This window comes from Salarchaeum sp. JOR-1 (assembly GCF_007833275.1).
In the GTDB taxonomy this organism is placed as follows: domain Archaea; phylum Halobacteriota; class Halobacteria; order Halobacteriales; family Halobacteriaceae; genus Salarchaeum.
Window position 1 is genome coordinate 2,211,507 of sequence record NZ_CP042241.1, and the last position, 11,789, is coordinate 2,223,295.

The 11,789-nt window shown below is 70.7% G+C and carries 15 protein-coding genes; 2 read left to right on the forward strand and 13 right to left on the reverse strand.

Annotated features, from left to right (window positions below):
- Nucleotides 1-12: 12 nt before the first annotated feature.
- The 7 genes from FQU85_RS12565 to FQU85_RS12595 all read right to left on the reverse strand — a co-directional run bounded on the left by FQU85_RS12565 (nucleotide 13) and on the right by FQU85_RS12595 (nucleotide 4,928).
- The gene (locus FQU85_RS12565) at nucleotides 13-651 is read right to left on the reverse strand and encodes a hypothetical protein (RefSeq protein WP_145848451.1); all 639 of its coding nucleotides are present in this window, start codon (nucleotides 649-651) and stop codon (nucleotides 13-15) included.
- On the reverse strand, nucleotides 648-1,412 hold the full coding sequence (locus FQU85_RS12570) for a hypothetical protein (RefSeq protein WP_145848453.1): 765 nt from the start codon (nucleotides 1,410-1,412) through the stop codon (nucleotides 648-650). Before FQU85_RS12570 ends, FQU85_RS12565 begins: the two co-directional genes overlap by 4 nt.
- 40 nt (nucleotides 1,413-1,452) lie before the next feature.
- Entirely contained in the window at nucleotides 1,453-2,373 is a 921-nt protein-coding gene (locus FQU85_RS12575) for a metal-dependent hydrolase (protein ID WP_145848454.1), read from the reverse strand.
- 55 nt (nucleotides 2,374-2,428) lie between these two features.
- Entirely contained in the window at nucleotides 2,429-3,712 is a 1,284-nt protein-coding gene (hisD, locus tag FQU85_RS12580; RefSeq protein ID WP_145848456.1) for a histidinol dehydrogenase, read from the reverse strand.
- A 155-nt stretch (nucleotides 3,713-3,867) separates the two neighbouring features.
- The gene (locus tag FQU85_RS12585) at nucleotides 3,868-4,119 is read right to left on the reverse strand and encodes a type II toxin-antitoxin system HicA family toxin (protein WP_145848458.1); all 252 of its coding nucleotides are present in this window, start codon (nucleotides 4,117-4,119) and stop codon (nucleotides 3,868-3,870) included.
- Nucleotides 4,119-4,388 carry a type II toxin-antitoxin system HicB family antitoxin gene (locus FQU85_RS12590; RefSeq protein ID WP_145848460.1) on the reverse strand — a complete coding sequence of 90 codons (270 nt, stop codon included), beginning with the start codon at nucleotides 4,386-4,388 and terminating at the stop codon, nucleotides 4,119-4,121. The genes FQU85_RS12585 and FQU85_RS12590 overlap by 1 nt, the downstream gene beginning before the upstream one ends.
- Nucleotides 4,389-4,700: 312 nt before the next feature.
- Nucleotides 4,701-4,928: a hypothetical protein gene (locus FQU85_RS12595; protein WP_145848463.1), complete on the reverse strand. Its 228-nt coding sequence runs from the start codon at nucleotides 4,926-4,928 to the stop codon at nucleotides 4,701-4,703.
- A gap of 105 nt (nucleotides 4,929-5,033) precedes the next feature.
- Here FQU85_RS12595 and FQU85_RS12600 point away from each other — a divergent pair, with 105 nt between their 5' ends.
- Nucleotides 5,034-5,990, forward strand: a complete 957-nt coding sequence (locus FQU85_RS12600; RefSeq protein ID WP_145848465.1) for a D-2-hydroxyacid dehydrogenase — start codon at nucleotides 5,034-5,036, stop codon at nucleotides 5,988-5,990.
- Here the strand turns inward: FQU85_RS12600 and asd are convergent.
- From asd to cofD, 6 genes are read right to left on the reverse strand one after another with little or no spacing between them, the layout of a single operon-like run.
- A complete protein-coding gene (gene asd, locus FQU85_RS12605; protein WP_145848467.1) occupies nucleotides 5,987-7,018 on the reverse strand; it encodes an aspartate-semialdehyde dehydrogenase in 1,032 nt (343 codons plus the stop codon). The genes FQU85_RS12600 and asd overlap by 4 nt on opposite strands.
- A 50-nt stretch (nucleotides 7,019-7,068) precedes the next feature.
- Nucleotides 7,069-7,248: a 30S ribosomal protein S17e gene (locus FQU85_RS12610; RefSeq protein WP_145848469.1), complete on the reverse strand. Its 180-nt coding sequence runs from the start codon at nucleotides 7,246-7,248 to the stop codon at nucleotides 7,069-7,071.
- 24 nt (nucleotides 7,249-7,272) lie between these two features.
- Nucleotides 7,273-7,896 (reverse strand): DUF447 domain-containing protein, encoded by a 624-nt coding sequence (locus FQU85_RS12615; protein ID WP_145848471.1) that lies wholly within the window; start codon nucleotides 7,894-7,896, stop codon nucleotides 7,273-7,275.
- Nucleotides 7,893-8,729, reverse strand: coding sequence for a triphosphoribosyl-dephospho-CoA synthase (locus FQU85_RS12620; RefSeq protein WP_145848473.1), 837 nt, complete (start codon nucleotides 8,727-8,729; stop codon nucleotides 7,893-7,895). Before FQU85_RS12620 ends, FQU85_RS12615 begins: the two co-directional genes overlap by 4 nt.
- The gene (locus FQU85_RS12625; protein WP_145848474.1) at nucleotides 8,722-9,459 is read right to left on the reverse strand and encodes a tRNA-dihydrouridine synthase; all 738 of its coding nucleotides are present in this window, start codon (nucleotides 9,457-9,459) and stop codon (nucleotides 8,722-8,724) included. Before FQU85_RS12625 ends, FQU85_RS12620 begins: the two co-directional genes overlap by 8 nt.
- Entirely contained in the window at nucleotides 9,459-10,448 is a 990-nt protein-coding gene (gene cofD, locus FQU85_RS12630; protein WP_145848476.1) for a 2-phospho-L-lactate transferase, read from the reverse strand. The genes FQU85_RS12625 and cofD overlap by 1 nt, the downstream gene beginning before the upstream one ends.
- Nucleotides 10,449-10,538: 90 nt before the next feature.
- Between cofD and FQU85_RS12635 the strand changes: the two genes are divergently transcribed.
- A complete protein-coding gene (locus FQU85_RS12635; RefSeq protein ID WP_145848478.1) occupies nucleotides 10,539-11,786 on the forward strand; it encodes an HD domain-containing protein in 1,248 nt (415 codons plus the stop codon).
- The last annotated feature ends 3 nt before the right edge of the window (nucleotides 11,787-11,789 follow it).

Genomic DNA, 11,789 nt, shown 5'->3' on the forward strand with positions numbered 1-11,789 from the left:
CGACCGTTAAAACTACTCGCCACTGACGAAGCGTTCGCGGATCGCCGACGCCACGTCCGCGAGGTACGCCGTCCCCCAGGTGGCCACGATGACGCCGCCGAGCGTGTTGTACACGAGGTCTTTGATCGTGTCCGCGAGGCCGTACTGGGTGAGCACGGATCCGCTCTGGCCGAGCGCGTTTCCGACCTGGGTGAGCGCGAACTCCATGACTTCCCAGAGCACGCCGAACGCGAGGACGACGAGGAGGATGAGCGCGAACGAGAACCGCGGCGGGAACTCGATGTCGTCGCTGTGTTCGTCGACCGCGCGCGTGAACGCGTAGCCCGCGCCGGCGACAAGCGAGGAGGAGAGCGCGTGCGTGACGTGATCCCACCACGCGACGTTCCGGTAGGGGCCGAGCGTGCCGACCGCGTGGAGGAACGCAGCGAGCGTCATCCAGAGGACGAGTCCGGAGTCCATCGGGAGGTTGTAGTCGCGCTCCAGGAGCGCGGGGACGTACGTCACGCCGAGCGCGACCGCGCCGTTCACGACGATACCGGGGTTTCCCCGGTCGACGCCGACGAAGACGATACCGACGAGCGAGAGTTGCATCGCGCGGGTGACGCGGCGCTGGGTTCGCTCGCTCACGCCGAGGGCGTCCCGGAGCTTCATTCTCCGGGCTCCTCGATGTCGAGCGTTTCTTCGACTCCCTCGGGTAGGCGGAGGCGAGCGTTCGCGCGCCGGCGGAAGTACCGCTCGAAGACGACGCCGGCGAGGACTCCGACGACGGTGGCGGCGACGAAGTCCCACATCAGGGCGTCGAGGGCGGCCTGTTCGACCGCGGGCGGGACGGAGAGCGCGGTCGGCCCGGTGAAGGTGGTGCCGACGAACACGTCAGATAGCCAGAGGAGCGTGTCGAGGGCGCCGCCGTCCGCGACCTGTTCGGGTATTTCGGGGGATTCGGGGTAGAGGAAGTGCGTGCCGAAGAACACGTCGGAGAGCCACTGGCCGACGGCGAGCACGCCCGCAGTGGCGAGTGTCGACAGCACGACAAACATGACCGCGAACCACTCCGTCATCCGGACGGCGGTGAACACGTCGAGTTCGACGGCGACGACGAGCGCGAGCGCCGCGACGGAGAGGTAGGTGGCGACGTCCACGACGAACGGCGTGTAGAGGAGGGCGCGGGCGAGGTCGGGGAGGAGCGCGAGCGCGAGCACCTCCCACGGCAGCATCACCCGCGGATTCCGGTAGGCGAGCGGCGGAACGACGGCGAGCGTGGCGGCGACGAGCGTGAATCCGACCCACACCCAGTCCCGGTCGAGCGCGCTCTCGACGGCGACGAGCGCGACGAACGCGACCAGTATCCAGGCGAGCGCGGCGTTCAGCCGCCGGTCTTCGAGGAGCGACTCCAGTTGTCCCGACTCACTCATCACGCGTGCTTGGAGGGCGCCGGTTACCAAACTTTGGGGATCACGCGGCGACGTACGCGACGGCGTACGCGAGTCCGGCGACTGTGATGGCGGCGAGGCCGGTGATGGTGGCAGTCGAGAGCGGCGGGAGGCGGCGCTTCCAGTCGGGGACGACGCCGACGAATCCGACGGCGAGCACGCTGAACACGAACTGGTAGGACGTGTCGAGGGTCGGCGGCGCGATGACGAACGCGGCGAGCGCGTACGCCGCGCCGCCCGCGGCGCGGACGTTCAGGTGCCGCCACGGCGAGCGCTCGGTGAGGTGGAGGTAGGTGAGGACGCCGAGCCAGATGGCGGCGAGTTCGACGCCGAACGCGCCGAGCAGGTGGAGCGTCGGATCGGCGGCGAGCGCGAGCCGGCCGTCGAAGACGACGCCGGAGAGCGGGTAGAGGAACTGCGGGGCCTCCCCCGTGAACAGGTCGCCGAACGGATGCGAGACGAGTCCGGCGAGCGCGACCGCCGCGACCTCGCGGGGGGCGAGCGCGAGGCGGCGCGCGGCGAGCACGGCGACGAGCGCGCCCGCGGCGACGTACACGGCCATGACGAACGCGCCGAGCGCGCCGCTCGCGACGGCGGCGACGCCGACGAGCGCGAGCAGGACGGGCGCGGCGACCAGTCGCGTCCGGGAGTCGTGCGCGGCGAGCGCGAACCCGAGCGCAGCGGGGACGGCGACGACGACCGAGTGCGTCATCGCGCGGTGGACGACAGTGGACGCGCTCCAGAAGGCGTTCGCGGCGGCGAACGCGCTCGCCGAGTCGAGGCCGAGCAGGCCGGCGGGCGCGTACACCATGTCGACGTCGGGGACGGCGGCGAACGCGCCCGCGGCGACGCCGAGCGCGAGCGCCTCCGGTCGCGAGCGCCCGAGGCGGAGCGCCGCGAGGGCGACCAGCGCGAACGCGAGCGTCTCGTGGCCGACGAACATGACTAGCGAGAGTGGGTTCAGAAATATAAGTTCGCCGTCGCCCCGGGGCGTAGTGTCACTCCTCGTCCCGGAAGCGGGCGTCGACGCTCGCGGCGTGGCCGTCGAGGCCTTCGGCGTTCGCGAGCGTCGTCACGGTGTCCCGGATGTCGCCGAGCGAGTCGCGGTCGAGGCGCTGGACGGTGGTCGCGCGGAGGAACGTGTCCACGCTGAGGCCGCCGGTGACCTTCGCCCTGCCGTTCGTCGGGAGGACGTGGTTCGTGCCGGTGGCGTAGTCGCCCGCCGCGACGGGCGTGTACGGGCCGAGGAAGACGCTTCCCGCATTACTGATGCGGTCGAGGATGTGCTCGTCCTCGTCGGCCTGAATCGAGAGGTGCTCCGCGGCGTACTCCTCCGCGAACAGCACGGCCTCGCTCTGCGAGCGCGCGACGAACACGCCGCTCGCGTCCCCGTCGAGGCAGTCCTCGATGATGTCTGCGCGCTCGCGCTCGCCGAGTCGGGCGTCGATGGCCTCGCAGACGGCGTCTGCGGTGGCCTCGTCGTCGGTCACGACGACGACGGACGCGTTCGGGTCGTGTTCCGCCTGCGCGAGCGCGTCCGCCGCGACCAGTTCGGGGTCGGCGGTGTCGTCCGCGAGAACCAGGACTTCGCTCGGGCCCGCGAGGAAGTCGATTTCCACGTCCCCGCGAACCTCGGCCTTCGCCGCGGTCACCCACTTGTTCCCGGGGCCGACGACCAACTGGACGGAGTTGACGGTCTCCGTGCCGTACGCGAGCGCGCCGACGGCCTGCGCGCCGCCGACCGCGTACACGGTGTCCGCGCCCGCCGCGTGAATCGCCGCGAGCGTCACCGGGTTCATCTCGTCCGCGGGCGGCGTCGCCACCGCCACCTGCTCCACGCCCGCCACCTTCGCCGGCACGACGCCCATAATCGCCGACGACGGGTAGGCCGCCGCGCCGCCGGGCACGTAGACGCCCGCGCGCTCGATGGGCCGGAACCGCCGGCCGAGTTCGCGGCCGTCGAACGCCTCGCGCCAGTCCTCGGGAACCTGGGCCTCGTGGAACTCGCGGACGTTCTCGACGGCGTCGTCGATGGCCTGCCGGGTGTCGTCGTCGAGGTCGTCGTACGCGCGCTCGGCCGCGTCGGTCACGTCGAGGTTCCCCACGTCGGTGTCGTCGAACTCGCGCGCGAACTCGCGGAGCGCCGCGTCGCCCTCCGCGCGAACCCGCGAGAGGATGTCGCGGACGTCCCCGCGGACCGCCTCCACGCCCGCGTCGCGTTCGAAGAGCGCGCGGCGTCGCTCGGGGCCGAGGTCCGCGACGCGCTCCGGGTCGAGAGTCATACCTGAATCGAGGGCCGCGAGACGTGAAAACCGTTCGCCTCACCGCCGACTGTCCGGACGAACCGCTACCGCACAGAAGTATGTCGCCCGCGACACTACCGGACGAGTTTCTACTAGTCGGGTGAGTGGAAGTGAAATACACTGTCTGAGGGGGATCACGCGTTCCGGTCGACCCACGCACAGAAGGAATCGAAGTTCTCGGCACCGGCGCTCTCGGCAATATCCCGTACGGTCCCCGTTCGGAGTTCGTCGTGGAGCGGAACGGTGACCTGCCGCCGGTCGTCCTCGTTCGTCGGGTGTTCGTAGTAGAGTTGCGCGTGGTCGCCCGCCGTCCGCCGCCACTCGAAGCCGCCGACGTTGACGAGCACTTTCACGACCGCCATCCCGGAGAACGTTCGCCTCTCCATCAATCGAGCACGTCCGGGGGTTCTTCGTCACCCGTCGTGTTGTCGGCCGGATCAATCCCGAGCTCACGGAGTTCCTCGTCGGTCGGCTCCCGTCCGGTTTCTCCTTCGTGGAGTTCAACCGCCTCGTCGAGGTTCGCCAGCGCGGCGTCGCGGGACTCACCTTGCGTCGTGACACCGGTTTCGATGTCCTTTGCGACCCACCAGCCGTCCTCGCGCCACAGACGGATCTCGTCGGTGTGCTCCGTTCCGTCTCTGGTCGAACTGGCCATACTATCGATAGCGCGACCTGCCGAATAAGGGTTTGGCTGGTACTGAACGGTCGTAATGTACGCCCGCAACACTAACGGCCGGCGTCATCCCGAGGCGGCGTGCCGCGTCAGCCGGGAAACCCTCGTGGCGGGCGAGCGGTGGGACGCTACCCCCGGAGCCGTACTCGCCGGCTCCGAAACCGTTCCGCGGTCGCTTGCGCGACGTCTGTCGTGCGCGCCGGGGTTCTCCAGTCGTCATCGCACCCTGGTAGGCTGGCTCGGGTGGGGACAAACGGCGCGCACGAAGCAGTAGGGAGCGTGTGGCTAAGAGGGCTACGCCTTCGCCTCTTCGAGGAGCGCGTACACCTGTTCGCGGGTCTCGCAGACGCCGCAGACGCACTCGGCGCGGCCCGCCTCCACGAGTTCGTCCATCGCGGTGGCGGCGTCCGACTCGGAGATGCGGGCTTCAGCCGCTATCTCGCTGGGGGAGAGGGGGCCGCGGTTCGCGAGCACCACGCGGGCGAGTTTCGCGTGACAGGACAGGCTCGCATCGTCGCTCATACGCCGACGTTGCCGACGCCCGCCAAAAACCCTTGGCAAACCGGCGAACGCGGACGCGACGCCGCGACAGAAACGGATTAGGCGGTCGCAGGTGGAAACCGGAACGTGACCGACCCCACGATAGCGGTGTTGCGCGCGGACATCCACGGCCTGTCGTCGCGCGAGTACGCGGACGCCCTCAAAGAGCGGCTTCCCAACCACGAAATCCGGTACGCGGCGACACCGCAAGCGGAACGCGAGTACGTCGCGGACGCCGAGATAGTGACGGGGACTGGTATCGACACGGATCTCTTGGACGCCGCGGGCGACATCGAGTTGTTCGCGTGCGCGTACGCCGGCTACAACCACCTGCCGATGGACGCCCTGCGCGAGCGCGGCGTCGCGGTGACGAACGGAGCGGGCATCCACGCGCCCGGTATCGCCGAGCAAGTCCTGGGGTACGTGTTGACGTTCGCGCGGAACCTCCAGCAGGGCGTCCGGCAGTCGGAGCGCGGCGAGTGGCGTCACTACAAGGCCCACGGCGAACTCACCGACGCGACCGTCACCATCGTCGGCTTGGGGGCCATCGGAACGGCGGTCGAGCAGCGGCTCCGGGGGTTCGGCGCGCACACCATCGGCGTCCGGTACACGCCCGAGAAGGGCGGGCCGACGGACGAGATCGTGGGGTTCGACCCCGCGGACGTGCACGACGCGTTCGCGCGCAGCGACTACGTCGTGCTCGCGTGCCCGCTCACCGAGACCACGCAGGGCCTCGTGGACGCGGCGGCGTTCGAGACGCTCGCACCCGAGTCGGTGCTCGTGAACGTCGCGCGCGGCGGCGTCGTGGAGACGGACGCGCTCGTCGACGCGCTCCGCCGCGACGCCATCCGGGGGGCGGCGCTCGACGTGACCGACCCCGAACCGCTCCCGCCGAACCACGTGCTGTGGACGCTCGACAACTGTCTCGTCACGCCGCACAACGCCGGGCACACCCCGAAGCACTGGACGCGGCTCGCGGACATCCTCGAAGAGAACGTGAAGCGCCTCGAGGCCGGTGAGGAGCTGGAGAACCGCGTCGATTAGAGCCAGCCGTCGCGCGCGAGGAGTTCGCCGTTCAGGACGCTCGCACCCGCCGCGCCGCGGATGGTGTTGTGGGCGAGCGTGTTGTACTGAACCCCGCTCTCCGTCTGCTGGATGCCGCCCGCCGCCACCGCCATCCCGTCGCCGAGCATGCGGTCGAGGCGGGGCTGCGGGCGATCCGGCTCTTCGAACACGTGGATCAGGGGGTCGGGGGCGCTCGGGAGATCCTGCGTCTCCGCCTCGGCGAACGCCTCGGCGACTTCCGCCACGGCGGGGTCGTCGTCGAGTTCCGCCCAGACGTTCTCCAGGTGACCGTCCAGCGTCGGCACGCGGTTGCAGGACGCCGAGACGTCCACGTCGTGCCAGTCGACTTCGGTTCCCGTGAACTCCCCGAGGAGCTTCCGGGACTCGGACTCCATCTTCGCCTCCTCGCCGCCGATATGCGGGAGGACGTTGTCGAGGATTTCCATCGACGTGACGCCCGAGTACCCCGCGCCCGACACCGCCTGTAGAGTCGCGACGTGCACCGTGTCGAGGCCGAACGCGTCCAGTGCCGCGAGCGTCGGCACCATCGTGATGGTCGAGCAGTTCGGGTTCTTCACGAGCGCGCCGTCCCACCCGCGCTCGTCGCGCTGCACCTCGATGAGGTCGAGGTGGTCGGCGTTCACTTCGGGAATGACGAGCGGCACGTCGTCCGCGGTGCGCTCGTTCGAGGAGTTCGACGAGACGACGTAGCCAGCCTCACAGAAGCCGTGTTCGACGCGTTCCGCGACCGACGACGGGAGCGAGGAGAACAGGAGGTCGACGTCGTCCGGAATCGCGTCCGGGTCGGTTTCGCGGACTTCGAGGCTCGCCACGTCCTCCGGAATCGGCGTGTCCACTCGCCACTTCGCCGCGTCACGGTAGGACTTGCCCGCCGACTCGGGGCTCGCGGTGACGGTCGTCAGCTCGAACTGGTCGTGTTCGGAGAGCAGCTGGATGAATCGCTGTCCGACGGCTCCAGTCGCTCCGAGTACGCCTACGGTTACCATACCCGCCTCTAGTCGGGAAGAACTTCAAAGCGCTTCGGTTGCGGGGAAAACTACTGTCGCTTGTGCGTGATGTAGCCCGCGATGCGGTTGCGGACTTCCTTCGACTCGATGTTCGTCAGTTCCACGACGGCGTCCTTGTTGTGCTCGAAGTCCTCGCGGCTGAACGCGTCGGGGTATCGCTCCATGAGGATGTTCCCCGTCTTCTTGACGTAGTCGGGCTTGATGGCCATATCGGGGGTTTGTTCCGCCGAGCGTTAAAAGGATTCGTTCTCGTACGCGCTGTACTCGGCGACGAGCGCCATCGCCTCGCGCTCCCGCTCGCCCCCGCAGCGCGCGACCACGTCGGCGAAGTAGTCGAGTCGCTCCCGGAGCGCGGCCTCCTCGTAGGCCGGTACGTCCAGCCGCGACGCCGCCACCGTCGCCTCCACGACCGCGTAGTACCCGCGGTTCGTCGCCGCGACCGACTCCCGGAGGACGTCCGTTTCCACGGGCCGCAGCGCCCACTCCACCCACTCCGTCCCCCCGGACTCACCTGACGCCAGGCGCTCGACCGTGACGCGCGCCCACGCGTCCGCCGCGTCCAGGACGGGGGCGTCGGTCTCGTGAATCGAGAGCGCCGCCTCCACGAACAGCACCGGGTCGGTCGTGAACTGCACGTACCCCTCGCCGCGGCGTTCGAAGTTCCCGCGCGTCCGCGTCCGCCCCCACGTCGTCGCCGTCGCCGGGGACTCGGCGCTCGCGCGGCCATCGCTCGCACCGTCTTCGTCGCTTCGCGGCGCATGCACGCCGAGCGCCGCGGCGTTCCACATCTCGTTCGGCCCACGGGTCGTCACGACGGTCTCGGTGACCCCGCGGAGGCTGACGGGCCACTCGGTCATACCGACACCCCGCGTTCGAGCGCGACGAACAGCGCGGCGCTCGTGACGTCCGCGGTCGTTCCGGGGTTGATTTCGCGCTCCACGAGGTCGTCCGCGAACGCCGCCACGTCGGCGTCCGGCGCGTCAAGCAGTTCGCTCGCGCGCGCCGACACCTCGCGTGCGACCCCGGGGCCGTGCTGGCCGGCGACGAGCGAGTCCGGTTCGTCCGCGAGCAAGAAGAGGAAGGCGTCCGCCGCCCGATCGAGTATCGACCCCGTGCCGGCCTCGATGCGGTCGGCGGCGGCGAACGTCCGCCGGAAGCCCGTTGTCCACTCGGCGGCGTTCCCGTCCGCGGGCGCGCTCGCCGCCATCACGTCGTAGAGCGTGAGGTCGCGGGCTTCGAGTTCGGGGACGGCGTCGCTCCCGCGGCGCACGTCGAGCGCGTCCGCGTCCTCGGGGAGGTCGGGGACGGAGACGTCGACGTGGTCGAACGCGCGGTAGAATCCCGCCGCGTCCGCGACCGTCGTGTGTTCGACGACGTGCGTGACCGACTCGGGCGTGAGGCCGCGCTCCGCGGCGGCGCGGACGAGCGGGACGAGGAGGAGCAGGCAGCCGAACTGGGTGTTCCCGCCCGACTGCTCGCTCATCCCCGCGACCGCGCGCTCGAACGCCTCGCCCACGGGCGCGCCGGACGCGGCGTCGGCGAGGCCGGGTCGCGCGCCGACCGCGCCCGCGAGGAAGTGCTCGAAGCGCAAGTCGGAGAGGTCACGGTGGCGGTCGACGTTCCCGGGTTTCGGCGTGCCCGCGACCTCCAGGAGGAGCGCGAGTTCGGCGTTCGCGGCGTGGCTACGCATCGAACCACTCCCGGACGGCGTCGTTCACGCGCGCGAGGACGCGCGGATCGTCGCTCGGCCGCCCCACGGACACCGCGTCCGCGCCGTAGTCGAGGTACTCCCGAACGGTCTCGCGGTCGCGCACGCCGTTGTTCGCCACGAGGAACCCGTCGAACGACGCCCGTACGTCCCGAATCACGGACTCGGAGTCCATCGCGTCGACGTGCAGGCAGTCCGCGCCCGCCGCGTCGAGTCGGGCGGCGAGTGCGGGCAGGTCGACGCCCTCGACCTCGGCACGCACCTTCACCGAAACTGTCGCGCCCTCGTCGCTCGCGGCGGCGACCTGTTCGGCGAGGCGGGCGGCGTTCCGGAGGAGGGACTCGCCCGCGCCGGCGGCGCACATCTCCGACTGGCGGCAGTGCGCGTTCACTTCGAGGACGGCGTCGCGGGCGGCGCACTCGCGGGCGGCCGCACGGAGCGGGGTGAGCGTCGTCGTCCGGACGTTGAACCCGCCCCGAACGGGGGCGTCCGCGACGCGGTCGAGTTCGCTCGCGAGGAAGTCGATCGGGTCGTCGGGGAGGAACTCAGTCCTGTCGCGGTCGGCGACCATCTCGCGGGCCGCCGTGCGGGTCGCGTCGTCCAGCGCGAGGCCGCCGAGGAACGCGAGGCCCGCGTACTCGCTCGCGGCGCGCGCCCACGCGGCGTCCGCCGCGCCGCTCAGGCTCGCGAGCGCGACCCGTGGCTCGAACACTACGCCACCTCCAGCGCGTCCCCGACGGCGTCCGCGACCCGGCGGGCGTCCGCGTCGTCGTCCATCCGCGTGTCCGTCCGCACCGTCGGCCGCGCCAGATCCGTGTCGTCCGCGGTGTCGAGCACGAACGCGTCCGCGAAGTCGTAGGCGTCCGCGACGCCGCGCGTGCTCGCCTCGTACCCCTCGGCCTCCATGAGTTCGGCCGCCGGGCCGCTGAACACCTCGTCCTCGACGAACGGCGACACCGCCACCACCGTCGACTCCCGGAGCGCGTCGCGAAGGCCGTCCAGCGCCAGCATCGGCCCGATGCTCGTAATCGGGTTCGACGGCCCGACCACCACCGGCCCCTCCCGCACCGCCGCGAGCGCCGCGTCGCCCGCCTCGGCGTCCGCCGCGCCCCGGAACTCCACCGACTCCACCGTTGGGGCGGCGCGCTCCGCAACCCAGTACTCCTGGAAGTGGAGTTCGCGCTCGGGCGTGTGAACGATGCTCGCCACCGGGTCGTCGCTCATCGGCACCACGTCCTCGTCGACGCCGAACGCGTCCGCGAGCGTCCGCGTCACCTCAGTAAGGGAGCGACCTTCGTCGAGGAGGCTCGTCCGGAGCACGTGCACCGCCCTGTCCCGGTCGCCGAGTTCCATGAACTCCCACGCGCCCGAGAAGCGCCGCCAGCGCGCGATACGTCGGCCCGCGGTCTGCTTCTCGTCGGGGAGGTAGCGGGGTTCGGCGTCGATGCCGGCCTCCGCGGCGAGGCGCGTCAGTTCGTCGTGGGTCGCCGTCGTGTCGCCCTCGATTCCCCACCAGGTCTCGCGGTCGAGCACGCCGCCGCCGTCGAACAACACGGTGTCGATGTCAGGCGAGACGAAGAGGCCGCCGAGTTCCACGTCGTCGCCCGTGTTCCCCACGACCGCGTGCGGGCCGTCGAACACCCTGCGCGCGCCGGCGAGGAGTTTCGGCGTCCCCGTGCCGCCGGCGAGAAACGTCACCATACACGGGCCTGTGGCCGCCGCGCGCTAAACGCTTGCGCCGCCGGCCGTCCTGTCCGGTCGTTTTTACGTGATGCCGGCGAATCCGGGAGTATGCACACGGTGAAGGACAGCGTCCACGACCACATCGAGGTCGAGGGCGTCGCCGCCGCCCTCCTCGACACGCCGCCCGTCCAGCGACTGCGCCGCGTCAAGCAACTCGGCACCGTCTCCCTCGTCTACCCCTCCGCGAACCACACGCGCTTCGAGCACAGCCTCGGCGTCTACCACCTCGCGTCCGAGGCGCTCACCCACCTCGGCATCGACGGCCCGCGCGCCGAACGCGTGCGCGCCGCCGCCATCCTCCACGACATCGGCCACGGCCCCTACAGCCACAACGTCGAAGACCTCATCCACCGCCGCACCGGCAAGTACCACGACGACGTCGCCGGCCTCGTCGAAACTGAGCCCATCGCGGGCGTGCTCGACGACTACGGCCTCGACCCCGCGCGGGTGACCGCGCTCGTCACCGGCGAGGACGAGCTCGGCCAGCTCGTCGCGGGCGAACTCGACGTCGACCGCATGGACTACCTCGTCCGGGACGCCCATCATACGGGCGTCCCCTACGGCACTATCGACACCGGCCGCCTCGTCCGCGAGTTGACGTTCATCGACGGCCGCCTCGTCCTCGGGGAGGGGAACGTCCAGACCGCGGAGTCGCTCCTGCTCGCCCGCGCGCTGATGAACCCGACCGTGTACAGCCACCACGTCGCCCGCATCTCCAAGGCGATGCTGCGCCGGGCGAGCGAACGCCTCCTCGAATCCGGCGACGTGACCGGCGAACGGCTGCGGCGGATGGACGACTACGAACTCCTCGTCCGCCTCCGCGGACACGACGCGTCGCGCGCGCTCGCCGACCGCCTCGCCGACCGCGACCTCTACAAGCGCGCCGTCTGGGCCGAACTGGGCGACGTGGCCGACGACGTGTTCGACCCGGAGGAACCGCTGTTCGACCCCGACCACGAGACCGTGCGCGCGTTCGAGGACGACATCGCCGCGGACGCCGGCGTCGACCGCGAGCACGTGATTCTTGACGTGCAGGGCCAGCCGTCGATGCGGGAGTCCACGACGGGCGTGCTCGTGAACGGCGACGTTCGGCGGCTGGACGAGCAGTCCACGCTCGTTCGCGCGCTCCAGATGGCCCAGCGCGAGCAGTGGCGGCTCGGCGTGTACGCGCCCGACAGCCTCACTGAGCCCGTGGGGCGTGCGGCGGAACGCGTGCTCGGCCTCGACGTGGACGGCGCGCTCGTGAGCGAGACCACGACGGGCGAGTACGCGAGCCTCGACGACTACAAGGGATAAGGC